This is a genomic window from Mycobacterium sp., assembly GCF_052143115.1.
GTDB lineage: Bacteria > Actinomycetota > Actinomycetes > Mycobacteriales > Mycobacteriaceae > Mycobacterium.
In genome coordinates this window covers 55421-81054 of record NZ_JBKQTQ010000073.1, presented here as the reverse complement: position 1 = coordinate 81054, position 25634 = coordinate 55421, and the positions used below count along the sequence as shown (strand labels likewise).

19 protein-coding genes are annotated in these 25634 nt (G+C 66.8%); 9 read left to right on the top strand and 10 right to left on the bottom strand.

From position 1 onward, the window contains the following. Positions 1-49: 49 nt before the first annotated feature. Together rseA and sigE are read right to left on the bottom strand one after the other, a co-directional pair. On the bottom strand, positions 50-550 hold the full coding sequence (rseA, locus tag ACLQI9_RS08535; protein ID WP_442382406.1) for an anti-sigma E factor RseA: 501 nt from the start codon (positions 548-550) through the stop codon (positions 50-52). A 117-nt stretch (positions 551-667) separates the two neighbouring features. Continuing rightward, positions 668-1444: an RNA polymerase sigma factor SigE gene (sigE, locus tag ACLQI9_RS08530; RefSeq protein ID WP_442382407.1), complete on the bottom strand. Its 777-nt coding sequence runs from the start codon at positions 1442-1444 to the stop codon at positions 668-670. Between the two features lie 324 nt (positions 1445-1768). On the opposite strand from sigE, the gene ACLQI9_RS08525 reads away from it, so the two are divergent. From ACLQI9_RS08525 to ACLQI9_RS08505, 5 genes are all read left to right on the top strand, one after another. Continuing rightward, positions 1769-2437 carry an O-methyltransferase gene (locus ACLQI9_RS08525; protein ID WP_442382408.1) on the top strand — a complete coding sequence of 223 codons (669 nt, stop codon included), beginning with the start codon at positions 1769-1771 and terminating at the stop codon, positions 2435-2437. 72 nt (positions 2438-2509) lie between these two features. Next, the gene (locus ACLQI9_RS08520) at positions 2510-3151 is read left to right on the top strand and encodes a TetR family transcriptional regulator (protein ID WP_442382409.1); all 642 of its coding nucleotides are present in this window, start codon (positions 2510-2512) and stop codon (positions 3149-3151) included. Further along, positions 3141-4082, top strand: a complete 942-nt coding sequence (locus ACLQI9_RS08515) for an ATP-binding cassette domain-containing protein (protein ID WP_442391467.1) — start codon at positions 3141-3143, stop codon at positions 4080-4082. The genes ACLQI9_RS08520 and ACLQI9_RS08515 overlap by 11 nt, the downstream gene beginning before the upstream one ends. A gap of 49 nt (positions 4083-4131) precedes the next feature. Then, on the top strand, positions 4132-5775 hold the full coding sequence (locus ACLQI9_RS08510; protein WP_442380809.1) for an ABC transporter permease: 1644 nt from the start codon (positions 4132-4134) through the stop codon (positions 5773-5775). Positions 5776-5785: 10 nt separating this feature from the next. After that, a complete protein-coding gene (locus ACLQI9_RS08505) occupies positions 5786-6460 on the top strand; it encodes a methyltransferase family protein (RefSeq protein WP_442380811.1) in 675 nt (224 codons plus the stop codon). Here ACLQI9_RS08505 and glgC read toward each other — a convergent pair whose 3' ends face one another. Continuing rightward, positions 6461-7675: a glucose-1-phosphate adenylyltransferase gene (gene glgC, locus ACLQI9_RS08500; RefSeq protein ID WP_442380813.1), complete on the bottom strand. Its 1215-nt coding sequence runs from the start codon at positions 7673-7675 to the stop codon at positions 6461-6463. It abuts the gene before it with no gap. Positions 7676-7842: 167 nt separating this feature from the next. Here glgC and glgA point away from each other — a divergent pair, with 167 nt between their 5' ends. Next, positions 7843-9015: a glycogen synthase gene (glgA, locus tag ACLQI9_RS08495; protein ID WP_442380815.1), complete on the top strand. Its 1173-nt coding sequence runs from the start codon at positions 7843-7845 to the stop codon at positions 9013-9015. Between the two features lie 34 nt (positions 9016-9049). Here glgA and ACLQI9_RS08490 read toward each other — a convergent pair whose 3' ends face one another. The 7 genes from ACLQI9_RS08490 to ACLQI9_RS08460 form a co-directional block, all read right to left on the bottom strand. Beyond that, entirely contained in the window at positions 9050-9217 is a 168-nt protein-coding gene (locus ACLQI9_RS08490) for a DUF3117 domain-containing protein (protein WP_003406247.1), read from the bottom strand. A gap of 192 nt (positions 9218-9409) precedes the next feature. Beyond that, positions 9410-9979, bottom strand: a complete 570-nt coding sequence (locus tag ACLQI9_RS08485) for a DNA-3-methyladenine glycosylase I (RefSeq protein WP_442378230.1) — start codon at positions 9977-9979, stop codon at positions 9410-9412. A gap of 5 nt (positions 9980-9984) precedes the next feature. Next, the gene (locus ACLQI9_RS08480) at positions 9985-10341 is read right to left on the bottom strand and encodes a DivIVA domain-containing protein (RefSeq protein WP_442378223.1); all 357 of its coding nucleotides are present in this window, start codon (positions 10339-10341) and stop codon (positions 9985-9987) included. Between the two features lie 45 nt (positions 10342-10386). After that, positions 10387-11361, bottom strand: coding sequence for a glucosyl-3-phosphoglycerate synthase (locus tag ACLQI9_RS08475; protein ID WP_442378222.1), 975 nt, complete (start codon positions 11359-11361; stop codon positions 10387-10389). After that, on the bottom strand, positions 11358-12182 hold the full coding sequence (folP, locus tag ACLQI9_RS08470; protein WP_442378229.1) for a dihydropteroate synthase: 825 nt from the start codon (positions 12180-12182) through the stop codon (positions 11358-11360). Before folP ends, ACLQI9_RS08475 begins: the two co-directional genes overlap by 4 nt. A 276-nt stretch (positions 12183-12458) precedes the next feature. After that, complete coding sequence (locus tag ACLQI9_RS08465) at positions 12459-12695, bottom strand: hypothetical protein (RefSeq protein WP_442378221.1); 237 nt, start codon at positions 12693-12695, stop codon at positions 12459-12461. Between the two features lie 9 nt (positions 12696-12704). Further along, complete coding sequence (locus ACLQI9_RS08460; protein WP_442378220.1) at positions 12705-13172, bottom strand: hypothetical protein; 468 nt, start codon at positions 13170-13172, stop codon at positions 12705-12707. A gap of 126 nt (positions 13173-13298) precedes the next feature. Between ACLQI9_RS08460 and ACLQI9_RS08455 the strand changes: the two genes are divergently transcribed. From ACLQI9_RS08455 to ACLQI9_RS08445, 3 genes are all read left to right on the top strand, one after another. Then, the gene (locus ACLQI9_RS08455) at positions 13299-13475 is read left to right on the top strand and encodes a hypothetical protein (protein ID WP_442391465.1); all 177 of its coding nucleotides are present in this window, start codon (positions 13299-13301) and stop codon (positions 13473-13475) included. A 61-nt stretch (positions 13476-13536) separates the two neighbouring features. Next, positions 13537-20310 carry an SDR family NAD(P)-dependent oxidoreductase gene (locus ACLQI9_RS08450; protein ID WP_442378219.1) on the top strand — a complete coding sequence of 2258 codons (6774 nt, stop codon included), beginning with the start codon at positions 13537-13539 and terminating at the stop codon, positions 20308-20310. Beyond that, the gene (locus tag ACLQI9_RS08445; protein ID WP_442391463.1) at positions 20300-25633 is read left to right on the top strand and encodes an amino acid adenylation domain-containing protein; all 5334 of its coding nucleotides are present in this window, start codon (positions 20300-20302) and stop codon (positions 25631-25633) included. The genes ACLQI9_RS08450 and ACLQI9_RS08445 overlap by 11 nt, the downstream gene beginning before the upstream one ends. Position 25634 lies beyond the last annotated feature (1 nt).

The following is a 25634-nucleotide window of genomic DNA, read 5'->3' as shown; positions in this document are numbered from 1 at the left end:
GGGCTATGAGCACGGCGCTGTGCACCGGCTGGGCAACTTGACACCCACCCTACCGAGGCTCGCGCCGGTCAGGCGGGCTGCCGTCAGCTAAATGATCGGACAGCTCCGTAGGCCCGACTCGTCCCGACGAGCGGGTGGAAGTGCCCCCTTCTGCCGGCGTGCCCCCGCTTCGCTCCGTGCCGGGCGACCCCCACGGGCCGCTCTGCGGGTGGCCCGCATCGTCGTCGGGGGGGCAGTGCGGAATCTGCGACAGCAATCCCAGCAGCGTGCTGGGGATCCTGATCGGATGGGAATCGCGCAGCGCGGCGCGGGCCCGGCGGTGACCGTCCACTTCTGCAGCGCATTCGGGGCAAAGCGAGATGTGATGCGCTGCGCGCAGGTGCGCGTTCATCCGCAGCTCACCGTCAACGAACGCCGCGATGGCCTCGATGGACAGATGCTCTGTAGAACCGAATTGTCGCGGCGCACCCACCGGCGCGTCGCTTTGCGAGGCGAATTGGGAGGGAAGCCAGGAGAACGCTCGGCGGAACACATGTCCCCGCTCGAACATCACCAGCTCCTCTCCGTATCAGCGTTCGGTCTGCCCTGTAATCGGTAGCACTACCTCGAATGTAGCGCGCTGCCCGATACGGAACACCTATGAACAACGGATCAGGCGGCGTGTGTCTTAGTCCGAGAGCTCCGGAGTGACGCCGGCGGGTGAATGCCTGGCGCCCTCGGAGTGCGCCGCCAGATAGTCACGCAGGGCCTGTCGTCCCCGGTGGATGCGGCTGCGGACGGTACCGAGCTTCACCCCCAGGGTGGCCCCGATCTCCTCGTAGGACAGTCCTTCGATGTCGCACAGCACCACAGCCGCGCGGAACTCGGGGGGCAGCGAATCCAACGCCGCCTGCAGGTCAGGCCCCAGCCGCGACTCGTGGTAGATCTGCTCGGGGTTGGGCTCGTCGGCGGGCACCCGATCGTAATCGTCGGGCAGCGCCTCCATCCGGACGCGGCCGCGGCGGCGCACCATGTCGAGGAACAGGTTCGTCGTGATGCGGTGCAGCCAGCCTTCGAAGGTTCCCGGCTGGTAGTTCTGTACCGACCGGAAAACCCGGATGAACGTCTCCTGGGTCAGGTCCTCTGCGTCGTGTTGGTTACCGGACAGCCGATAGGCCAACCGGTAGACCCGGTCGGCGTGCTGACGGACAAGCTCGTCCCACGACGGCATTGCTGCCTTGTCCCCGGTCGCGTCGAAGACCGCGGTGCCATGGGGCTCGTCGTCGGGCTGGACCCACTCGGCGTCGCGATACCGCTCAGGATGCGACATGCTGGCGGGGCTCGTCAGTGTCGTGATGTTCAGGTCCTCCAGGTTCAGACTGCCGTCAAGGTTAGGCAATTCCTCACCGCGCGCAACACGAAGGCGCCGAGATGTATTCCCGGACCAGCGGCCCCCACGTTCCATGGGGGATACCGTCGCCTATCGGCGTATGTGCGGTATGTGATCGCACTGTGCTTTCACTGAGAATGGGCGCTTAGGCCCCGTTGCGCGGGTCATATTCACCAAATTGTGACCTTGATGCGCCGTGACGTTCGGGCGTGTCGCGGTCCATCGCACAACGTGCCCGATTGCCCAGCTCTCCCCCGCAAGGGGGTGGGGGTCCCCCCAGCCGCGCGGCGGCGAGGGGGCGTACCCTCACCTCGGGCCGTTCCGGCCCGCATCGTCGCCGGGCTGCGGCACCGGGCGCGCCTGTTAACACGCGGCATCGGTTGGACTTACGCTGCGGACATGGCCACCACTGACCGCACACCGGGCCAGCCGGCTCCGCCGAGTCGGGCCGAATCGCTGTCCGCACATGCCGAGGGGTCGATCTCCGAAGACGCGGTTCTGTTGGCCGCCCGTGAGCGCGCGGTCGACATCGGCGCCGGCGCGGTCACCCCCGCGGTGGGAGCTTTACTCAGCCTGCTGGCCAAGCTCAGTGGCGGCAAAGCGGTCGTCGAGGTGGGCACCGGTGCGGGCGTTAGCAGCCTGTGGTTGTTGTCGGGGATGAGCGACGACGGCGTGCTCACCACGATCGACATTGAGCCCGAACACCAGCTGATCGCCAAGCAGGCATTTTCCGACGCCGGGATCGGGCCGTCGCGGACTCGGCTGATCAGCGGTCGGGCCCAGGAGGTGCTGACCCGGCTTGCCGATGCGTCCTATGACCTGGTCTTCATCGATGCCGACCCGTTCGATCAGCCGGATTATGTCGTCGAGGGGGTGCGGCTGCTGCGCTCGGGCGGGGCCATCGTCGTCCACGGAGCCGCGTTGGGTGGCCGGGCCGGCGACCCGGCGGCCCGTGACGCCGAGGTCGCGGCGGTGCGCGAGGCGGCGCGCCTCATCGCCGAGAACGAGCTGCTCACCCCGGCGCTGGTGCCCCTCGGCGACGGCTTGCTTGCCGCCGTCCGGGACTGACCCGGCTTTTTACGGATTTCTGACGGCGTTCCTGCTTGACGTTCGACTGAACAACCGTTTAATGTCCTGAACATGCGTTCAGCCGACGATTTGACCGCCGCGGCCCGGATCCGCGACGCGGCGATCGAGCAGTTCGGCGAGCACGGCTTTGGCGTCGGGCTGCGATCGATTGCCGAAGCGGCGGGAGTGAGCGCGGCTCTTGTCATCCACCATTTCGGCTCGAAGGACGGCCTGCGCAAAGCCTGCGACGACTACGTCGCCGAAGAGATCCGCAGCGACAAGTCGGAGGCGATGCGGGCAAAAGAACCCGGGACCTGGTTCGCGCAGCTGGCCGAAATCGAGTCGTACGCCCCGATGATGGCCTACCTGGTTCGCTCGATGCAGTCGGGCGGCGACCTGGCCAAAATGCTGTGGGGCCGGATGATCGACGATGCTGAAAGTTACCTCGAAGAGGGTGTGCGCGCGGGAACGCTCAAACCCAGCCGCGATCCCCGTTCCAGGGCAAGGTATCTGGCGATAACGGGCGGCGGCGGGTTTCTCATGTATCTGCAAATGCACAACAACCCAACGGATCTGCGTGCAGTGCTGCGCGATTACACACGTGACATGTTGCTGCCGTCCCTTGAGGTCTACACCGAAGGGCTGATGGCGGACAGCACCATGTACGACGCCTTCCTCGCCGAAGCCGAACAAGGAGAATCCCATGCCAGTTGATAGCCACCGGGCCCCGATCGAGATTCACAACCTGACCAAAAATTTCGGCGCGGTTCGGGCGCTGGACGGTCTCGAGCTGACGGTACGCGAGGGCGAGGTACACGGGTTCCTTGGACCCAACGGCGCCGGAAAGTCGACGACGATCCGGATACTGCTGGGCGTGGTGAAGGCCGACGGCGGAACGGCTCGGCTGCTAGGTGGTGACCCCTGGGCGGACGCGGTCGAGTTGCACCGCCAGATCGCCTACGTTCCAGGCGATGTGACCCTGTGGCCTAATCTCACCGGTGGTGAGACCATCGACCTGCTGGCACGTATGCGGGGCGGCATCGACGAGAACCGACGCGCGGAGCTGATCGAGCGCTTCGAGCTGGACCCGCACAAGAAAGCACGAACCTACTCGAAGGGGAACCGACAGAAGGTCTCGTTGATTTCGGCGTTCTCGTCGCGGGCGCGGCTACTGCTGCTCGACGAGCCGAGCAGCGGTCTGGACCCATTGATGGAGAACATCTTTCAGCAATGCGTCGCAGAAGCGCGGGACCGAGGCGCCACGGTTCTGCTGTCCAGTCACATCCTGGCCGAAACCGAGGCACTGTGTGAACGGGTGACAATCATCCGAGGTGGTAGGACCGTGGAAAGCGGCTCGCTCGATTCGATGCGCCATCTCAGCCGGACATCGATCAAGGCGGAATTGCTCGGCGACCCGGGCGATCTCACCCGAATCCGCGGCGTCGAGGATGTCAGCATCGACGGAACCACCCTGCGGGCGCACGTCGACAGTGAGAGCCTCGGTGAACTCATCCGGGTGCTTGGCGATGCGGGCGTGCGCAGCCTGGTCAGTCAGCCGCCCACTCTGGAAGAACTCTTCTTGCGCCATTACGGCATCGGCACCGACGGCGGGCGCGAGGTCAGCGGCCAAGAGGTGCGGGCATGACCCGCGCCAACGACGATGCAGAGCGCAGCGATGAGGAGGAGTGGCGCCAATGAACACAGCGATACTGGACCGCCCCCACCATCCGGCACACCAAGCGCCACGACGAGGTTCGGCGTTCGCCGGCACGGTGGGGATGCTGCGGCTCTACCTGCGGCGCGACCGGGTGGTCCTGCCGCTGTGGGTGCTTCTGCTGTCGCTACCGCTGGCGACCGTCTATGTCGGCAGCATCGAGAAGGTCTATCCCGACCAAGCGGCACGTGCCGGCTTCGCCGCCTCGATCATGGCCAGCCCGGCGCAGCGGGCGCTCTACGGACAGATCTACAACGACAGCCTTGGCGCGACCGGCATCTGGAAAGCCGGAATGTTCCATCTGCTGATCGCGGTCGCGGTCATTCTGACCGTCATCCGCCATACCCGCGCGGACGAAGAAACTGGTCGCGCCGAACTGATCGACTCCACCGCGGTGGGCCGGTATGCCAGCCTGACCGCGGCACTCCTGCTGTCGTTCGGGGCATCCGTGATCACCGGAGCCGTCGGGGCGGCCGGCCTGCTCACCACCAGCGTCCCGCCGAGTGGCTCGCTGGCGTTCGGGGCAGCCCTGGCCTGCTCTGGTCTGGTGTTCACCGCGGTAGCCGCGGTGGCCGCCCAGCTGTCATCCAGCGCCCGGTTCGCCCGCGGCGCGGCCTTCGCCGTGCTGGCCACCGCATTCACGCTGCGCGCCGTCGGGGACGCCGGTTCGGGCACCTTGTCGTGGCTCTCGCCGCTGGGCTGGTCGCTGCAGGTTCGTCCGTACGCGGGCGACCGATGGTGGGTACTGCTGCTGCATCTCGCGACGACCATGCTGCTCACCGCGCTGGCGTACCGACTGCTTGCCGGTCGCGATGTCGGCGCAGGCTTGATCGCAGAACGCCCGGGTCCAGCCACCGCATCGCCGATGCTGCGCGGCGCCTTGGGGTTGGCCTGGCGGCTGGACCGCGGCGCACTGCTGCTGTGGACCGTGGGGCTGTGCCTCTACGGCTTGCTGATCGGCAGCGTCGTACACGGCATCGGCGATGAGCTGGGCGGCGGCACGGCGCAAGACATTGTCGAGCACATGGGCGGCACCGGTGCATTGGAGCAGGCCTTCGTCGCGGTGGCGTTCTGCATGCTGGGCATGATGGCGGCCGCCATCGCCATCTCGCTGACCCTGCGGCCCCACCAGGAGGAGGCCGGCCAGCTAGCCGAGACCGTGCTGGGCGGCGCAGTCGGCCGGAGCCGTTGGCTGGCAGGACATTTGGCGATCGCACTGATCGGCTCCGCCGTCGCGATGTTGATTGCCGGAGCAGCGGCCGGGCTGACCTACGGCGTCGCTGCCCACGACATCGGCGGCAAGCTTTCGATGGTCGTCGCTACCGCGGCGGTACAGCTGCCCGCCGTGTGGCTCTCCGCCGCAGTGACCGTCGCCCTGTTCGGGCTTGCGCCGAGGTTCAGCCCGGTGGCGTGGGGGGTGCTGGTCGGATTCGTCGCGCTGTACCTGATCGGCTCGCTGTCGGGATTTCCCCAGTGGCTGCTCGACCTGGAGCCGTTCGCGCATATTCCGCGGGTCACCGGCGGCGCGTTCACGCCGGTTCCACTGCTGTGGTTGTTGGTGATCGACGCCGCGTTAATCGCACTGGGAATGGCGGCCTTCCGCCGTCGCGACGTGCAGACCTGAGGAGGCTTTCATGAAAACCCTTGTTAAAGGAGTAGTGTCAGCTGCTTTGGGCCTGGTGGCCTTCGGATTGATGCTATTCTTGCCGGCGGGGACGTTCCATTACTGGCAGGCGTGGGTCTTCCTCGCGGTATTCGCGTTCTATACGTGGATCCCCAGCGTTTACTTGGTACGCAAGAACCCGGCCGCGCTAGAGCGGCGCATGCATGCCGGGCCGTTGGCGGAGACCCGAACGTTGCAGCAGATCGTCAGCACCGTCGTGTTCATCTGCTTTCCGGCCATGTTGGTGGTCAGCGCTTTGGACCATCGATTCGGCTGGTCGCCAGTGCCAACGACGGTCACCGTGGTCGGCGACATTCTGGTCGCGGTCGGACTGGGCGTTGCCATGCTGGTGGTCGCCCAAAACGGTTATGCGGCAGCCAATATCACCGTCGAGTTGGGGCAGACGCTGGTCTCCACCGGGCTCTACGGGCTAGTGCGCCATCCGATGTACACCGGCACCGTGGTGATGATGATCGGTATCCCCCTGGCGCTCGGCTCGTATTGGGGACTTGTCTTCGTGATACCCGGACTAGTCCTGCTCGCTCTTCGCATCGACGATGAGGAGGGGCTGCTCGAGCGGGAATTACGCGGCTACCGCGAGTATGAGCAGCAGGTGCACTACCGGCTGGTGCCATACGTATGGTGACTAGATCCAGACGCCCTTGCCCACGGCGACAACGCCGCCGGCGCTGATCGCGAACCGCTCGCGATCCTTCTCCAGATCGACCCCGACCATCTCTCCCGGTCCGACAACGACGTTCTTGTCCAGGATTGCGTGACGCACCACCGCCCCGCGGCCGACTCGGACGCCCGGCATGATCACGCTGCCCTCCACAATCGCCCCGTCGTCGACGACGACGTTCGACGACAGCACTGAGTTGCGTACCGAAGAGGCCGAGATGATGCTGCCCGCGCCCACCACCGACTCCTGCGCGGAGCCACCGTTGACGAACTTCGCCGGAGCCAAATTCTCCGACGCACCATGGATCGGCCAGCGCTTGTTGTACAGGTTGAATATCGGATGCACCGACACCAGGTCCATGTGGGCGTCGTAAAACGCGTCCAGCGTCCCCACGTCGCGCCAATACGCCCGGTCGCGGTCCGTGGCGCCGGGTACTTCGTTGTCGGAGAAGTCGTAAACCGCCGCCAGCCCGTCGGCGACCAGCCGCGGAATGATGTCACCGCCCATGTCGTGATCAGAATCATCCTCGTCGGCATCGGCGCGGATCGCGTCGATGAGCACCTTGGTGGTGAAGATGTAGTTCCCCATCGACACGTAAGTGGAGTCCGGGTCATCGGGGGTTCCCGGCGGCTTAGCTGGTTTCTCCAGGAAGCTGCGAATGCGGCCGGACTCGTCGGTGTCGATGCACCCGAACGAGGACGCCTCGGCGCGCGGCACCCGGATACCGGCCACTGTCGCCCCGGCGCTGCTGTCGATGTGGAACTGGACCATCTGCTCGGGGTCCATCCGGTAGACGTGGTCGGCGCCGAAAACCACGATGTAGTCGGGATCCTCGTCGAAGATCAGGTTCAGCGACTGATAGATCGCGTCAGCGGAGCCGGTGTACCAGCGTGGGCCGAGCCGCTGCTGGGCCGGAACCGGGGTGATGTACTCACCGGCCAACCCGGACAGCCGCCAGTTCTGAGAAATATGGCGGTCCAACGAATGTGACTTGTATTGGGTGAGAACGCAGATTCTCAGGTAGCGGGCATTGACAAGATTGGAAAGCACGAAGTCGATCAGCCGATAGGCGCCGCCGAAAGGAACCGCGGGTTTGGCCCGGTCCGCGGTCAACGGATATAACCGCTTGCCCTCCCCACCGGCCAGGACGATGCCCAGCACGTGTGGCGCTGCCCTCATGAGTCAAACCTATCGGCCGCTGGCAACCGCTGCCAGCTCATTCTTCTGAATACCCATGCTGACGGACTGTCCATCAACCCATTTCGATGAATTCGACGCGGTGGCCTGTCCCCCGCAAGCGGGTGGCCCCCCAGCGCTGTCCGGCAGGGACTACTACCGTGCCGGGTATGCGGGTGGCGATGATGACTCGGGAGTATCCGCCGGAGGTCTACGGCGGCGCGGGGGTGCACGTGACCGAGCTTGTCGCGCAACTGCGCAAGCTGTGCGAGGTCGACGTGCACTGCATGGGCGCGCCCCGGGCGGGCGCCTTCACGTATCAGCCCGACTCGCAGTTGCGCGGTGCGAACCCGGCGCTGTCGACGTTGTCGTCGGATCTGGTGATGGCCAATGCCGCCGCGGAGGCCAGCGTGGTGCACACCCACACCTGGTACACCGGCTTGGCCGGGCAGCTGGCCTCGTTGCTCTACGACGTCCCGCATGTGCTGACCGCGCATTCACTGGAGCCGTTGCGGCCGTGGAAGGCCGAGCAGCTCGGCGGCGGCTACCGGATGTCGTCATGGGTGGAACAGACGGCGGTGACCGCCGCGGACGCCGTCATCGCCGTCAGCTCGGGTATGCGCGACGACGTGCTGCGGGTCTATCCGGCGCTGGATCCCGGCCGGGTGCATGTCGTGCGCAACGGGATCGACACCGAGGTGTGGCACCCGGCCGAGCCGTTGGGGTCCCTCCCGGAGGAGTCGGTGCTCGCCGACCTCGGCGTCGACCGCAGCCGGCCGATAGTGGCATTCGTCGGGCGGATCACCCGGCAGAAAGGCGTCGCACACTTGCTGGCGGCCGCGCACCAGTTCGGGCCCGACGTGCAGTTGGTGCTGTGCGCCGGAGCGCCCGACACGCCGGAAATCGCCGCCGAAGTCACCGCCGGGGTAGCCGAGCTGGCCCACAAGCGCACCGGCGTGTTTTGGGTCAAGGAAATGCTCCCGATCGGTAAGATACGCGAGATACTCTCGGCTGCAACAGTTTTCGTCTGCCCATCCGTGTATGAGCCGTTGGGCATCGTCAACCTGGAAGCGATGGCCTGCAGCACGGCGGTGGTGGCCTCCGACGTCGGTGGCATACCCGAGGTGGTCGCCGATGGGGTGACTGGTTCGCTGGTGCACTACGACCCTGACGACGCTAACGGCTATCAGACCAGAATCGCTGAGGCGGTCAACGCCCTGATCCCCGATCCGGGAAAGGCGGAGCGTTACGGCCGAGCGGGGCGGCAGCGGTGCATCGCGGAATTCTCCTGGGCGCGCATCGCAGAACAGACGCTGGAGATCTACCGGAAGGTGTGCGCGTAACGCCACACGCGACGCGCCTTTGGCTTGACGGGGTTTAGCTGGTGACGCCTTTGAGTTCGTCGCCCAGTGCGGCGGCTTCGTCGGGTGTCAGCTCGACGACGAGTCGACCACCGCCCTCCAGCGGTACCCGCATCACGATGCCGCGCCCCTCCTTGGTCGCTTCCAGTGGACCGTCTCCGGTCCGGGGCTTCATCGCCGCCATCGAGTGCTCCCTCCAGGTTCGAGCTGGCCCGCCGTCACGGACCTGGTCAGCGCCGGGCATGCCCCGCCAGCGGAATTCCAGCCATCCCGGGCATTGAACTGCAGATTCACCCCTCCATTGTTCCCTATCCGGGCCGACAGGTGTACATGACCTCCGGGTCGGCGTTTCGATCGGCTGCCGGGCCTGACTTCCTCACCGGGGCGAAGGGACCCAGCATGTTCGCAAGTGGTCGTCGACCATCCCGGTCGCCTGCATCAATGCGTACGCGGTGGTCGGCCCGACGAATCGAAACCCGCGCCGTTTCAACTCGCGTGCCATGGCGGTGGATTCCAGTGTGACCGCAGGGACTTTGGAGGTGTCGACGGGCCGGGGCCGCGGCGCGGGCGCGAACGACCACAGCAACTCGGAGAGGTCGTCGACGTCGGCAGCGGCACGCGCGTTGGCGATCGTCGCCTCGATCTTGGCGCGGTTGCGAACGATTCCCTCGTCGGCCATCAGCCGGGCCACGTCGGCATCGCCGTAGCGGGCGACCGTTTCGATGTCGAAGTCGGCGAACGCACGCCGGAAGTTCTCCCGCTTGCGCAGAATGATCAGCCAGGACAGGCCGCTTTGAAAGGCCTCCAAACTCATCCGCTCAAACAACGGCACCCGCCCGTGTAGGGGCCGGCCCCATTCCTGGTCGTGATAGTCGCGATAGAGCGCGAAGTCCGGGCCCGGCCGACCTACGGCCCAGTCGCAGCGGACCAGCCCGTCGTCGGGCAGCACGGTCATCTCGGCTCCTGGTTGTCCTGGGCGTCGGCGCCGACATCTCCGTCGTCGGCATCCACATCGGCGGCGGCCGCGGCATGCACCGACGACAGCTGGCCGCGCAGCAGGTCGAGCTCCTGGCCGAGCCGGTCCAGCACCCAGTCCACCTCGCTTGTCTTGTAGCCGCGCAGCGTCTGAGTGAACTTGACGGCGTCGACGTCGGCGCCGGTGACACCGGAGGCGGGTAGCGCCGTCGGCGTGGTCCCCGTGGGCAGCGGCGGTAGTGGCTCACCGCGGCCGAACAGCAAACTGACCACACCGAACAGCACGATCGCGACCAGGACCAGCACCACTACGTACAGCAACACCAATGCCACGTCACCGATATTGCCTTATCGGTGCGACAGCAGCGCAGCGGCTGCTCAGCGGGGCTGCAGCGCGTTCATCGGCGGCCGGTCGGTCAGCGACACCGTCGAGGTGCGCGGGGTATAGCCGTCGCCGTCGACGAAGAACTGGGTCAAACCCACCCCGGAGTCGGGGATGCCGCAGCGCGAGAGCAGCGTCGCGACGACCTGGCGGCTCATCGGGCCCAACTCGGCCAGCGGCCGGTTGCGGTGCGCCCGCACACCGAGGTTGACCTGCGCGATCGCGTCCAGGCCTAACCGGTCATAGGTGTCCACCAGCAGGCCGATTTCGACGCCGTAGCCGGGCGCAAACGGCACCGACGTCAGCAGTTCGCGAGTGGCCGCATATTCGCCGCCCAACGGCTGCAGCACACAGCCCAGCTCGGGTCGCAGCGCCGCGAGCAGCGGGCGCGCCACCAGCTCCGTGACCCGGCCACCTCCGGTGGCGCCTTCTCGGCCGCTGGCGTCACTCACGTTCAGCGGCCGGCGATAGAAGCTCTTGACCAGGTGAATGCCGTCCTCGGTGAGCAGCGGCCCGAGCAGCCGCGGCACGAACATCGGGTGCGGGTCGATCAGGTCGGAGTCGACGAACACCACGATGTCGCCATCGGTGGCGGCCAGCGAGCGCCACAGCACCTCGCCTTTGCCGGGCCGCGGCGGGATGTGGGGTAAGGCTTGTTCTCTGGTGACGACCCGCGCACCGGCGGCGATCGCCCGGATCTCGGTGTCGTCGGTGCAGCCAGAATCGAGCACGATCAGCTCGTCGACCAGCCCGCCGACCAGCGGTGAAATGCTCTCGATCACCGATTCAACGGTGTCTTCCTCGTTGAGGGCAGGCAGCACCACCGAGATGGTTCGTCCGGCCTTAGCCGCCACCAACTCGTCGACCGTCCAATGCGGACGGGTCCAACTGCGGTCGGACAACCAAACGTCGCCGGACAGTGCGGTCAATGCCCCCTCAGCGGCAAGATCGACAAGCTCTGACGCCGTCATGCGAGTCCTCTCACCGTGCGCATGGGCGGCCGATGCCCATTGATCGAAGCCACCATTTCCAGCACCCGCCGGGTGGGCCCGACTTCGTGCACGCGGAACATCCGCGCGCCGGCGGCAGCCGCGAGCGCGGTGGCTGCCAGGGTGCCCTCCAGCCGTTCGGTCAGATCCACGCCCAGAGTCTCCCCGACGAAGTCTTTGTTGCTCAACGCCATCAACACCGGCCACCCCGTGTTAACAAGATCTTCCACATGGCGCAACAGCGCCAGGCCGTGGAACGTGTTCTTGCCGAAGTCGTGGGTCGGGTCAACCAGCACGCGATCGGGGGCCACACCGGCGGCGACGGCCTGTTCAGCCGCCGCGGTGACTTCGCGGATCACGTCATCCACCACACCGCGAGTGCTTGTCCCATAGCTGACCCGGAATGGCCGGGTGCGCGGCGGCACACCCCCGGTGTGCGAGCAGACCAGGCCCGCTCCGAATTCGGCGGCCACCTCGGGCATCGCGGGGTCGAAGCCGCCCCAGGTGTCGTTGATCAGGTCCGCGCCCGCCCGGCAGGCAGCTCGGGCTATCTCCGAACGCCAGGTGTCGATGCTGATCAGCTGGTCGGGATAGGTATCGCGCAGCCACTCGATAAAGGGCACCACCCGAGCAGTCTCGGTTTCGGTGTCGATGATCTCCCCCGGGCCCGCCTTGACGCCGCCGACGTCGACGACGTCGGCCCCTTCGGCGATGACGCGGTGCGCGGCATCCCTGGCCGCATCGTCGGCAAACGTCGCACCGCGGTCATAGAACGAATCCGGGGTGCGATTGACGATCGCCATGATCAGCGGGCGGTCGTCGGCAACCCGACGACCGCACAGTGTGGACTGCACCCCTCTATGGTGCCTGGTCGCCGAGAGCCGGCGCGGTTCGCCCTACGATGATGCGGGCCGGAACGGCTGGAGGTGGCAGCACCCCCGCTCGCGCGGGAGAACAGCGCAATCGGTTTCCGGCCTGCGCGGCCGCCGACGCAGGTGCTGCGCTGGTCAGGGGGCGAGCCGTGCCACGGTATCGGCCGCCGCAACAATGTCGCTGATGCGGTGGATTGTCTCGCCGGCCTAGAGCGCCGCCCGATCAACCACTGCGGCGTTCATGCCGGCCAGCGGCAGAGCGGGTGTGTACACCGGTAGCGCGACACGCTGTAGTGAGCGAAGCATGTCGAGCGCGCCCAACGGCAGCATCCTTCCCAGCGGCCCACTCGCCCGGCTCAACGCCCGCAACCATCGTGGTCCCCCTCGCCCCCCGCCCACCATGCCGGTCTGCATCACCGGGTACTGCAACCCGAGTGTTTCCAACAGGTTCGCCTATGTCTCCTTCCGCTGTGGCGCAGGCTGCGGCGTCACTCCGCGGTGTCGCGCGTCGGCCGCGGTGGCGTTTTGGCCGCGCGGACCCGTTTCTGGGGGGCGCTCCGGCGCACGCACGCTGACACAGCATCCGCATTCGCGCGGCGCCAGCACCGCTCGCTCAGGTTGGTCACCGTTGGCTTCGAGCATGCCCTGGATCAGTTGCAGGTTGAGGCTGCACACCAACTCGGGATATTGGCGCGCGAGCTGATGGAATGGGCAGTTACGCAATTCGATGTCGCCATCGGCTCTCTGGGCGGGCTCATACCCGCACCGGCACAACGCATCGACGACGCCGGTGCCCGACACGCTGTCCTGCCCAGCCTGACGTGCCACCGCCGCCACCGTTGAGCCGACAGTTCCCGAATCGTCGGAGGCCACTGCTTCCACCAGCAGCTTGGCCAGCAAGCCATAGTTACGTGGCGGCACGCTCGCCGAGAGCTCCTGCTGCGCAAGCAAGTACCGGTTCGCCGGGCGTCCAGCCCCGGGGCCTGACCGCCCGGGAGCCGGGGCATAACTGACGGCGAGAATTCCCGTATCGGCCAGCTTGTCGAGATGGTAAGCGGCACGCGTGCGGCTGATGCCGACCGCGACGGCGCCAGTGCAGCCAGCCGCGCCGGGTCGGGTGCCGCCGACGCCACCGACAAGCTACTGCCCGATACCGGCACGATTTCGGGGCCGTCGACGCAATCGAAGTCGGTTGCTGCGTCCGCGATGTTACGTTCAGCCTGAAAGGTCGCACGGCCTATGTGGCAGCAATCACAGCGATCCGCACTACGGTTTAGGTGACGAGATGCCAGAGGACACAGCGCCTATCGCGGGCACCCTGCTCGACCTTCTGGGGCGGAGAGCCGAACGCTATCGAGACAACGTTGTGTTTCGCTTCTCGCGCAACGGCGAAGAAGAACACAGTAGCCGGCTTACCTATCACGAGTTGGACAGCAAGGCGCGAGGAATCGCGTCGATTCTGCAACAACAGGGCGCCGCGGGCCAGCGTGTACTGGTGCTATGCCCGTCAGGCCTCGACTTTGTCGCCGGCCTCTTCGGGTGTATCTACGCGGGAGCCATCGCGGTGCCGGTGCATCCGCCGATGCACGATCGGTTGGTTCCGCGCGTCGCGTCCATCGCCGCCGATGCGCAAGCCAACTTCGCGCTCACCACCGCTGAGACACAAGCGAAAATCAAGGCCACGGTCGACGGTCTGGTCGAGGGGCGTCCCTTGCGGTGGTGTGTCGCGGACGAGGTCGTCGGGGACGCCGAAAAGTGGTTGGCGCCAGACGTCGACGCGAACACAGCCGTCGTCGTGCAGTACACCTCGGGCTCCGCCAGCTCGCCGAAAGGCGTTGTGCTGACGCACCGCAACCTGCTCCACAATCTGGCGGCTATCTGTGAGGCGTGGAACGGTGACAGCCACGCAACCGGCGTATTCTGGCTGCCGCCGCATCACGACATGGGCCTCATCGGCGGAATCCTTGAGACGATCTACGTCGGGGGCACATCCGTGCTCATGCCGCCGACCGCCTTCATCAAACGCCCAATGCGGTGGCTGGAAGCCATCTCCCGGCACCGCGCCACCATCACCGCCGCGCCGAACTTCGCCTATGACATGTGCGTCGAACTCAGCAGCGCGGCCGAGCGTGCGGCGCTCGATCTGTCCAACTGGTCCACCGCCATGTGCGGTGCCGAGCCAGTGCGTGCCGCGAGTCTGCAGCGTTTCGCTGACGCCTTCGCCCCGGCTGGTTTTCGGCCGGAGGCGTTTTATCCCGTGTATGGGCTCGCGGAGGCGACCCTGCTGGTGTCCGGTGGGTCGGATTCCGCCGTACCGGTGGTTCGACATATAGACCGCACCGCGCTGCGCGAGGACCGCGTTGTCGACGTCGCACCGGATGATCCCACCGCTGCGGCGTCGGTAGGTTGCGGTCGGCCCCGAGGCGGCCAGCAAGTCATCATCGTCGATTCGGTGACCCGCCGGCCATGCGGGCCGGACGAGGTCGGTGAGATCTGGATCGCCGGGCCGAGCGTTGCCCACGGTTACTGGGGAAAGCCGGAAGAGACCGAACAGACATTCTCGGCGTTTCTTTCGGAGCCGGCTGGCGGCCCCTTCCTGCGCACGGGGGACCTGGGTTTCCTGCGCTCCGGCGAGCTGTTCATCACCGGACGCTGCAAGGACGTCATCATCATCCGCGGCGGCAACTACTACCCCAACGACATTGAGCTAACCGTGCAGGACTGCCATCCGGCGCTGCTGCCAGGCCGCGGTGCGGTCTTCTCGGCTACGCCGGGATCGGATGCTGCCGAACAGCTCGTTGTCGTGCAGGAGGTGAACCACCATCAGGTCGGCGAGGCCGAACTCACCGAGATCATGCACGCAATCCGGGCAGCCACCACCGCGCAGCACGGGATTGCAGCGCACGCCGTCGTCCTGGTCGAGCCGTTGTCGATTCCCACGACGTCGAGCGGCAAGATCCAGCGGGGCCAGTGCCGACAGCGGTACCTCGACGGCGAACTTGCGGCGGTCGTCGACTGGCACTCGCCGTCGCCCTCCGCCGTGCCAAAGGCTCGAGTGACCGGCCAACACGGCGGGCACACTGCTGCCGAGATCGCTGACTGGTTCGTCTCGTGGCTTTCCCAGGACCTCGGTATCCCGGCAGCCGATATTGACCCGTCTAGTCCGTTCGCCTACTACGGCCTCGACTCCGTCCATGCCGTCCGGCTGACGGCCGCATTGGAGGCGTGGCTGGAACGCGAGGTCTCACCCACGCTGGCGTACGAATACCCCACGATCGACAGTCTTTCCAGATACTTGGCCGGGGAGGCCCCGACCGTCGACCGCACCGCCACACCAGCCGGGGACAGCGGCGGCCCGCGGACCAGCAACGCGGATGAGCCGATCGCGATCGTCGGCATCGGCTGCCGGTTTCCGGGTGCCGACGGGCCGGAGGCCTTCTGGCAGCTGCTGTCGGACGGCAAGGACGCGATCACCGAGATACCAGCGGACCGCTGGGACGCCGACGCCTTCTACAACCCCGATCCGTCCGTGCCGGGCACCGCGGTCAGCCGGCGAGGCGGTTTCTTGCCCGAGGTCGACCATTTCGACTTTTCGTTCTTCGGCATCTCGCCGAGGGAGTCGGTGCAAATGGACCCGCAGCAGCGTCTGCTCCTGGAGGTGGCGTGGGAGGCGCTGGAAGACGCCGGACAGGTGCCGGAGCGGCTTGTCGGCAGCCGCACCGGCGTGTTCGTCGGTATTTCCACCAACGATTACGGATATCTCCGGTCTGGCCAGCCGCGGCTTGTCGACGCCTACAGCGGCACCGGAAACGCGTTGAGCATAGCCGCCAACCGGCTCTCATACGCCTACGACTTCCGCGGACCGAGCATGGCGATCGACACCGCGTGTTCGTCGTCGTTGGTCGCCGTGCACCTGGCGTGCCGCAGCCTGCGCGACGGCGAGTGCATGCTGGCCCTGGCCGGAGGCGTGAATATCATGCTGTCGCCGGCGATCTCGATCAACTTCAGCAAGGCCAGGGTGCTGGCCCCGGATGGCCGTTGCAAGACCTTCGACGCAGGCGCGGACGGCTACGTGCGCGGTGAAGGCGCCGGGATCGTCGTCCTGAAGCCACTGGGTCTGGCGTTGGCCGATAGCGACCCGATCTACGCGGTGATCCGCGGCACCGCCACCAACCAGGATGGCCGCACCAACGGACTGATGGCACCCAGCCGGCAATCCCAGGAAGCCGTGCTGGCCGACGCCTACCGGCGTGCGGGTGTTTCGCCTGGTGCGGTCCAGTACGTCGAAGCGCACGGCACCGGAACGCTTCTCGGCGACTCGATCGAGGCGAAGGCCCTGGGCGCGATTCTGGCCGAGGGTCGTGCGCCGGGCAACCGGTGCCTGATCGGCTCGGCCAAGACCAACATCGGCCACCTGGAGGCAGCGGCCGGAGTGGCCGGGCTCATCAAAGCAGCGTTGGCTCTGCGGCACCGGATGATCCCACCAAGCCTGAACTTCACCGAGCCCAATCCCCACATCCCCTTCGACAGCCTGCCTTTGCGGGTGGTGCAGACCCGTACCCCGTGGCCGGACAACGGGGGGCGAGCGATCGCGGGGGTCAGCTCGTTCGGCTTTGGAGGCACCAACGCGCACATAGTGCTCGCCGAGGCTCCGCAGGTTCGAGTCACGCCGCCGCCGCACGATGCCGCAGCGGATCGAGCGGAGCTGCTGCCGCTGTCCGCCCGCTCACCGGAGGCGCTGACGGAGTTGGCCGGCCGGTACGAGCTGGCGCTTGCCGGCGGGCTGGCGCTTGCCGACCTCTGCTACACCGCCGGTGCGCGTCGCGGCCACCATGATCACCGGCTGTCCGCGGTCGCAGACTCCCCCGACAAGATGTCGGAGTCTCTCGCCGCCTACCGGCGGGCGGAAACCCGCCCCGGGCTCTCCGTGGGGCGGTGCCGTCCCGCCCATCGGCCCGCGGTGATCTTCGTCTGCTCCGGCCAGGGCTCGCAGTGGTACGGCATGGGGCAACGGTTACAGGTGGACGAGCCGGCGTTCCGCGACGCATTAGCCGCGTGCGACCACGCGATGAGCCCGTATCTGGGGGAGTCCCTGCTCGCGGAACTCGCTGCGGGGCAAGACTATTCCCGGCCCGCCGACATCGGCGTGGTCCAACCGACAATCTTCGCCGTCCAGGTCGCGCTGGCCGCGCTGTGGCGCTCGTGGGGAGTCGAGCCCGCCGCGGTGGTGGGGCACAGCCTGGGCGAAGCGGCAGCGGCGCACATCGCGGGTGCGCTGAGCCTGGAAGACGCCGCGCGGGTGATCTGTTCCCGAGCCCGGCTGCTTCGACGGGCACGCGGCCAGGGAGCGATGCTGGCGGCGGAAATCTCGCTGGCCGAAGCGCACGAGCTCATCGCGGGCAAAGAGGGTCGTGTCGCCATCGCCGCGAACAACAGCTGCCGATCGACGGTGCTCTCGGGTGATCGGGCGGTGTTGACCGATCTCATGGCGGTGTTGGAGCGGCGCGAGCGTTTCTGCCGGTGGATCGAGGTCGATGTCGCGTCGCACAGTCCGCAGATGGACGCGCTGGGCGCCGATCTGCGAGACATGCTCGCTGGGCTGCAGCCGACGGCGCCGGTGCTAACCCTGTACTCCACGGTGACAGGCGACCTGCTGGCCGACCGTCCGCTCGACGCCGACTACTGGGTGCAAAACCTGCGGTCGCCGGTCCACTTCTCGACTGCACTGCGCCGGCTGCTGGCCGCGGGCCATGACGCGTTCCTGGAGATCAGCCCGCATCCGATCCTGCTGAGCGCCATCCGCGAGGACGCCGAGGAGCTAGGGCGGGACTGCACCTTGCTGCCGTCCATGCACCGTGACGACGGAGGGCGCGGGACCGCGCTCGCATCGCTGGGCGCCCTGTACACCCTCGGTCAACCAGTTGAGTGGGAACAGCTGCAATCCTCGGGTGGCCGATGCGTAGCCGCACCGACCTACCCGTGGCAGCGAGTCCATTCTTGGTTAGACGTTCCGGCCGTTACCGCGCCCGCGCACCGCGCCGCGCAGGCAGCGGATCTGAGTGATCGGATCTACCAGCTGCGGTGGCTTCCCGCATCCATCCCGCCGGATCGGGACGGGCCGGACCGGCCGATCGAAGCCGGGAGCTGGCTCATCTTGGGCGACGGGGGGGTCACCGCGGACACGCTCCGAGACCACCTCGAATCGCATTCTCAGACATGCGTGCTGGTCGAGCCAGGCGTCGACTTCGAGCGTCACGCATCCGGCGGTTACCGTCTTGACCCGACGCAGCCCGAGCACTTTCGGCGGCTGCTCGAAGAAGCGTTCGGGGGCGAACGGCCGCTGTGCCGCGGCGTGGTGCACCTGTGGGATCTGCTGGCCGCGCCGCCAGCCGACACGTCGCCTGGCGCGCTGGAGTCCGCGGCTGCCCTGGGCCCGGTGAGCGTGTTGCATCTCGTGCAGGCGCTGGCGATGGCCGGCTGGTCGGACCCCCCGCGCCTGTGGCTGGTGACGCGCGGGGCGCAGGTGACAGGTGCCTGCGCCGAACCCGTGTCGATCGCCCAGGCTCCGGTGTGGGGGATGGGTCGCACCATCGACCACGAGTATCCGGAGCTGCGCTGCACTCGCGTCGACTTGTCTGCAGGCGGCGGCCCGGAAGAACTCCGGGCACTGTTCCAGGAGGTGTGGACGGATCACCCGGAGGTTGACCTGGCGCTGCGTGGCAGCCGCCGCTATGTCGCGCGGTTGACCCGGTGCGACGATGTCGAACCCACGGAAACCCCGCTCGGCGCCACGGTGTTGGGGGCCGTCAAGGCTGATGCCACCTACCTCATCACAGGCGGGCTCGGCGCGCTGGGACGTGCGGTGGCCACGTGGATGGTGGAGCAGGGTGCCCGGCATCTGGTCCTCATGGGGCGTAGTGCGGCGTCAGCGTCGGTGCAGGTGACGTTGGACGAGTTGCGGGCGGCTGGCGCCGAGGTGGTTGTCGCGCGCGGCGACGTCACCAGGGCGGACCAGGCCGCGGCCATACTGGGGTCGATCGGCGCTTCAATGCCACCGCTGCGCGGGGTGGTGCATGCGGCCGGGGTCCTCGATGATGGCATCCTGCAACTCCTCGATGACCGACAACTGCGGGAGGTCATGGCGCCCAAGGTTCAGGGTGCCTGGAATCTGCATGCGTTAACCCGAGACGCGGCACTGGACTTCTTCGTGCTCTTTTCCTCGGCGGCGACGCTCCTGGGCTCGCCGGGGGCGGCGAACTATGCGGCAGCGAACGCTTTTCTCGACTCGTTGGCGTGGCATCGACGTGCCGAAGGCAGGCCGGCGCTGAGCATCGACTGGGGGCCATGGGCCGGGCTTGGTTTTTCCGCTCAGCAGCGCGGTCACTTCACCCAACACGGCGTTGAGGCCATGCCGGCAGCGGAATGCCTTGCAGCGCTATCGTATTTGCTGACGCGGTCTGTTACGCAGGCCGCGGTCCTCGACGTCGACTGGGCGCGGTGGCGCTCGGGATTACGCCCGGGCATGAACCCACCACTGCTCACGGATCTTCACCCTGAACTCCCCGGCGGCCCGGAAACGGGCACTGCGCCCGGGCCGGGAAGCAGCCTCAATGACGCACTGCAGGGCGCGGGACCGGTGGAGCGCCGTCGGCTGCTCGAGTCGTACTTGCGTGATCTCACTGCCGGCAAACTCGGTCTGGCCCCATCGAACCTCGACATTGCCTCGCCGCTGAGCTATCTCGGCGTCGACTCGCTGATCACGTTGGAGCTGCGCCTGCAGATTGAACGCGACTTGGGCATCATCGTTCCGGTCGCCCGGCTACTGGATGGGCCCAGCGTGGCCAGCCTCTCCGGCTGGCTGAGCGACCAGCTGTCCGCCACCGGTCCGGCCCCGGCGGTAGCCGCGGCACCGCCGCCTGAGACTGACGGCGCCCCATCACACGAGATCGACCTGCTCACCCGGGTACCTGAGCTTTCCGACGATGCCGTGGAAGAGCTGCTGCAGAAGGTCATCGCCGAGCGAGAGCTTGTTGTGAAGGAAGGTAGCGATGACGGATAAGCCCATCGACATCTCAGGCCTCTCACCGGAGAGAAAACGCGCGCTGCTGTCCCAGCTCCTCATGGCGGAAGCGGAGAACTCGGCCTTGGTGTATCCGCTGTCGTATGGGCAGCGATCCCTGTGGTTCGTCCATAAACTTGCACCCACCAGCGCCGCCTACAGCATCACGTATGCCGGGCGGATCCGCGGTGAGCTCGATGTGCCGGCATTGGAACGCGTGGTCCAGGCACTCGTTGACCGGCATCCGATGCTGCGGACCACGTTCACCGTGCGCGACGGACAACCGGTGCAATTCGTTCATCCGAAATGGCCGGTGCGGATCGCCCAGCACAACCTCGGCCCCGGCGAGCTCGAGCTCGACGAGTGGATCCGCCGGGAAACCGATCGTCCGTTCGACCTCTACACCGGCCCGGTGGTGCGGCTCACGCTGCTCAAGCGCACACCCGACCAACATGTACTGCTGCTGGTGGTGCACCATATCGCCGTCGACTTCTGGTCAATCGACGTCATTCTCGACGAGCTCCGCCTGCTGTATGCCGCTGAGCACGGGGCGAACCCGCCTGCACCACCCGCGGAGCACTACGTTGACTACGCGGACAGGCAGTCCCGAATGCTCGCGGGTGTCGAAGGCGAGCACCTCTGGCGTTACTGGCGTGAGCAGTTGGCCGGCGAGTTGCCGGTCCTTCGATTGCCGACCGACCGGCCGCGACCGGCTGTGCAGACCTACCGGGGCGCCGTTCACCGTTTTACCCTCGACGGCACGCTGACGGCTGGGCTCACGCAGGTAGGCCGGACCGTTGGTGCGACGCCTTACATGACACTGCTGGCGGCCTACGTCACGTTGCTGCACCGCTACAGCGGCCAGGACGACCTTGTCATCGGCTCACCCTTCGCGTGTCGTGACCGGGCAGCGCTGGAGGGTCTGGTTGGCTACCTTGCCAATCCGGTGGCCCTACGCGCCGACCTGCGCGACGACCCGACGTTTACGGTCCTCCTCGGTCGCGTCAAGGACACCGTGCTGGGCGCACTCGCACATCAGGACTATCCCTTCCCGTTGCTCGTCGAGCGGCTTCGGGTCGCGCGCGACGGGAGTCGCACGCCACTGTTCCAGGTCTCGTTTGCGTGGGAACAACCGCGCCGCTTTTCCGACGGGCCCGGTTTGGAAAGCGGGGGGCTTAACCTGGAAACCATCCACATCGGGCAGGGCGGCGCCCCGTTCGACGTGATGATGGAGATGTCCGAACAGAGCGGGAAGCTGTGCGGGGCGCTGCAGTACAACACGGACCTCTTCGACGCGGTGACGATCGAGCGGATGGCCGGGCACTTCGCGACGCTCGTCGATGGGATCATCACCGAGCCCGGCACGCACGTTTCGCAGCTGCCGTTGCTGTTCGGAGAGGAGCGTCGTCAGCAGGCAGCATGGAACCGAACCGAGGTCCGTTACGACGCCGAGACCTGCCTACACAAGCTGGTAGCGGCATCGGTTCGGCGCAACCCGAACGCTGTCGCGATGACGTGTGATGATCATGAGTTGACGTACGCGGAGCTCGACCGCCGAGCCGAGAGTCTGGCGCACCGGCTGCAGCACCTCGGTGTCGGTCCCGACACTGTGGTACCTGTCCTGCTGGACCGCTCAGCGGATCTGGTGGTGGCGCTGCTGGGCGTCCTGAAGGCAGGCGGTGCCTTCATGCCGCTGGATCCGGCGCAGCCCGTGAACCGGATGGCCGCGATGCTGGCTGACGTGCCGGCCGCGCCGGTCTGCGTGACACACCGGTGCCACCTGCACCGCTTGCCGCCGGGCTTCACCGGTGACCGGCTGTACCTCGACCTGCCGTCGATAACATCGGTCGACGACGCGGTCACCGCAGCCATCGACACGACGGCGACAAACCTCGCCTACGTCATCCATACGTCCGGTTCCACCGGGGTGCCGAAGGGAGCGCTCAACACCCATGCCGGGATTTGCAACCGGCTGCTCTGGATGCAGGACGCCTACGGGCTGACCCCCCACGACAGGGTGCTGCACAAGACCCCGATCAGCTTCGACCCCGCCGTCTGGGAGATCTTCTGGCCGTTGATCGTCGGGGCACGGGTTGTTATTGCAAAACCTGAGGGCCACAAGGACGCCTCGTACCTGGTTCGGACCATCACCGAGCAGGCAATCACCACAGCGCATTTCGTCCCGTCGATGCTGCGCCGCTTTCTCGCCGAACCCGGCGTGGCCCGGTGTGCCGGGCTGCGCAGGGTGTTCTGCAGCGGTGAGGCGCTGCCCGCTGACCTGCGGGATGATTTCCTGGCCACACTGGATGCCGAGCTGTACAACCTGTACGGGCCCACCGAGGCCGCGATCGATGTCACGCATTTCCACTGTGAAGCCGGGACCGGCCCGGTGGTCCCGATCGGGCGACCGATCGCCAACGTCCGCATTCACCTTCTGGACGACTATCTCCAACCGGTGCCGGTGGGGGTGCCCGGTGAGCTGTTCATCGGCGGGGCCGGGGTGGCGCGCGGCTACCTCGACCGCCCCGACCTGACGGCTGCCAGCTTTGTCGCCGACCCGTTTGCCGACGAACCCGGCCAACTTCTCTACCGCACCGGCGACCTGGCCAGGTATCTGCGGGACGGCAATATCGAATACCTGGGACGTCGCGACTACCAGGTGAAGATCAACGGTTTCCGGATCGAGCCGGGCGAGGTGGAGGCCGCACTGGCGAAACACCCCGCAGTGCGCCAGAACGCGGTGGTGGCCAGAAACGATGACCACGGCAACACCCTGCTTGTCGCCCATGTCGTGCCGGCCGACGGCGACGCGCCGTCGACAGCCGAGTTGCGCCGCTTCCTGCTGGAGTTGCTCTCAGCGGCGATGGTGCCGGCCGTCTTTCAGGTGACCGACGCGCTCCCGCTCACGTCGAGCGGAAAGGTGAACCGCCGAGCCTTGATGGCGGCGGATGTGGCGCCGGGACCCCCGCAGGCGGGGTACGTGGCTCCGCGCACCCACACCGAGCGGATTCTCGCCGAGATCTGGTGTGAGGTACTCGATTTGGAGCGGGTCGGGGTCAACGACGACTTCTTCGCGCTCGGCGGTGCCTCGACCCAGGGCCTGGAGGTCGCGGTGCGGGCGAACGCGCTCGGCCTGGCCCTTCGGCCGGAGTCGATGTTCGTCTACGGCACAATCGCCGACCTGGCCGCCGAATACGGGCCGCTCACCGACGACGACCCGGACCATCAGGAAGGCGCGGAATCCAGGTGGGACCGGGGTATCGAGGCGAGCGTGTTGGCGCCAGGGCCCGAGCAGCCGGTGCAATCCAACGGCCCCGAGACGCAGAACACCGTGATCGAAAGCCTCGGTGTGTACCTGCCGGCGCGGACAGTGTCGACCGAGACGGTCCTGGCAAAGTGCGCCAACGAGATCCGCATACCGTTGGAACGCCTGACCGGCATCAAGAACCGACGGATGGTCGGCGACGGCGAGTTCTCCATCGACCTCGCCAGGCAGGCGGCGGCCGACTGTCTGGCCCGGTCGAGCTATCGACCGGAAGAGATCGACCTGGTCATCTCCTGCAATATCTCGCGCTGCGACGGACCCGGGCACAAGTTCACCTTCGAACCCAGCACCGCCTCGCGGCTGCGTGATCAATGCGGTCTGGTCAACGCGCTGACCTTCGACATCTCCAACGCGTGCGCGGGAATGTTCACCGGCATCGCCGTGGCGGACGCATTCCTGAAGGCCGGGCTGGCTCGTTCCGTCATGGTGGTCAGCGGCGAATACATCAGCCACCTCACTGAGACAGCGCAAAACGAAATCGAGGGGCCGATGGACCCACGGCTTGCCTGCCTGACTCTCGGTGATGCCGGTGCTGCGGTGATCCTGGAGCGCGGTCCCAACAACCGGGTCGGCTTCCACGACATCGACATGACCACAGTGAGCCGGTACAGCAAGCTGTGCATCGCCAAGGTGACCGACGGCCCGCACGGCGGTGCCATCATGGTCGCCGACTCCGTCACGCAGACCGCGGTCGCGGTCAAGCATTCGGTGCCCTACGTCGCTGCCGTCATGCAGCGGCACGGATGGCGACCGGAGTACTGCGACCACCTGCTCATGCACCAGACGTCGGCGGCGTCGATCAATGACGCGGTTACCGCCATCAACCGGATGTTCGGGCAAACCGCGGTAGGCGGCGGCAACGTCATCAACAACCTGGCTGAGCGGGGCAACACCGCCACCACGACACACTTCGTCGCAATGATGGACAATGTCCGCGGCGGTCGAATCAATTCGGGCGACAACATGGTCTTTTCCATCACCGGATCCGGACAGACGGTGGGCGCCGCGCTGTACACCTTCGACGACCTGCCCGACCGGGTGCGCCGGGGGACCGACGCACGTCACCGCCACGTCGTTCGGGCCGGCAGCCACCGCAAAAACGTGCCGGCGACCCCTCGGGTGTGCATCGACAGCGTCGGCGTCGCTCCCGCTTCGCAATCTTCTCCGCCGCACTCGCTGGAGCTCGCGGTGCAAGCGGCAGCGGCCTGCCTCGACCACAGTGGTCTGGATCGGAACAAGCTTGGTCTGATCATCCACGCCGGCGTCTATCGCGACGAATTTCTCAGCGAGCCGGCGGTGGCCGCGCTTGTCGCCGGTGAACTCGGGATCAACGACGAAGTGGAGTCCGCTGACGGGCCCAAGACCTTCACCTTCGACGTCCTCAACGGCGCGGTCGGCTTCCTCACCGCCTGCCACGTCGCCGCCGGAATGATCGGGGCGGGAAAGACCGACCATGCGATGGTGCTGGCCTCGGAGATCGAAAACAACACCCCCGAAAGCGGCTATCCGTTGAACGGCATCAGCCAGACCGGCTCGGCGGTGTTGCTGGGCAGCAGCGAGGGCTCGACGGGGTTCGGCCGGTTCGTCTTCCAGCACCATCCCGAATACGGCGGGGCACTGGCCAGCTACACCCAGCACCGGGACGGGCGGACCTTTCTGCAGATCGACCGCGACCCCAGCCTGGACGCCATCTACGTCGACTGCATCCCCTCCAGCGTCAAGGAACTTTTGACGCTGGAGGGACTGGACCCCGCCGACATCGCAATTGTGTTCCCGCCGTATCTGTCTCCGGCGGCGCTGCGCGAACTGGCCGCCCGAATCGGCATCCCGAGATCACGATTCGTCAACCTCGCCGTCGACACCGACCCCTTCACCTCGTCGCTGCCGTATGCGCTGGAGCACGCCCGCCGACACGGGCTGTCACGGCCGGGCGACCTCGCGCTCATCGTGGCCGTCGGCTCGGGTGTCGAGGTCGGTTGCACCACCTACCGCTTCTGAT

Bases quoted from the DNA above. Each gene is read 5' to 3' on its own strand.
- rseA (WP_442382406.1), bottom strand. From the start codon at position 550: ATGTTCGAGCGGGGACATGTGTTCCGCCGAGCGTTCTCCTGGCTTCCC.
- sigE (WP_442382407.1), bottom strand. From the start codon at position 1,444: ATGGAACGTGGGGGCCGCTGGTCCGGGAATACATCTCGGCGCCTTCGT.
- ACLQI9_RS08450 (WP_442378219.1), top strand. From the start codon at position 13,537: ATGCCAGAGGACACAGCGCCTATCGCGGGCACCCTGCTCGACCTTCTG.
- ACLQI9_RS08510 (WP_442380809.1), top strand. From the start codon at position 4,132: ATGAACACAGCGATACTGGACCGCCCCCACCATCCGGCACACCAAGCG.
- folP (WP_442378229.1), bottom strand. From the start codon at position 12,182: ATGGCGATCGTCAATCGCACCCCGGATTCGTTCTATGACCGCGGTGCG.
- ACLQI9_RS08515 (WP_442391467.1), top strand. From the start codon at position 3,141: ATGCCAGTTGATAGCCACCGGGCCCCGATCGAGATTCACAACCTGACC.
- ACLQI9_RS08525 (WP_442382408.1), top strand. From the start codon at position 1,769: ATGGCCACCACTGACCGCACACCGGGCCAGCCGGCTCCGCCGAGTCGG.
- ACLQI9_RS08475 (WP_442378222.1), bottom strand. From the start codon at position 11,361: ATGACGGCGTCAGAGCTTGTCGATCTTGCCGCTGAGGGGGCATTGACC.
- ACLQI9_RS08445 (WP_442391463.1), top strand. From the start codon at position 20,300: ATGACGGATAAGCCCATCGACATCTCAGGCCTCTCACCGGAGAGAAAA.
- ACLQI9_RS08455 (WP_442391465.1), top strand. From the start codon at position 13,299: ATGGTAAGCGGCACGCGTGCGGCTGATGCCGACCGCGACGGCGCCAGT.
- ACLQI9_RS08505 (WP_442380811.1), top strand. From the start codon at position 5,786: ATGAAAACCCTTGTTAAAGGAGTAGTGTCAGCTGCTTTGGGCCTGGTG.
- ACLQI9_RS08490 (WP_003406247.1), bottom strand. From the start codon at position 9,217: ATGGCGGCGATGAAGCCCCGGACCGGAGACGGTCCACTGGAAGCGACC.
- glgC (WP_442380813.1), bottom strand. From the start codon at position 7,675: ATGAGGGCAGCGCCACACGTGCTGGGCATCGTCCTGGCCGGTGGGGAG.
- ACLQI9_RS08520 (WP_442382409.1), top strand. From the start codon at position 2,510: ATGCGTTCAGCCGACGATTTGACCGCCGCGGCCCGGATCCGCGACGCG.
- glgA (WP_442380815.1), top strand. From the start codon at position 7,843: ATGCGGGTGGCGATGATGACTCGGGAGTATCCGCCGGAGGTCTACGGC.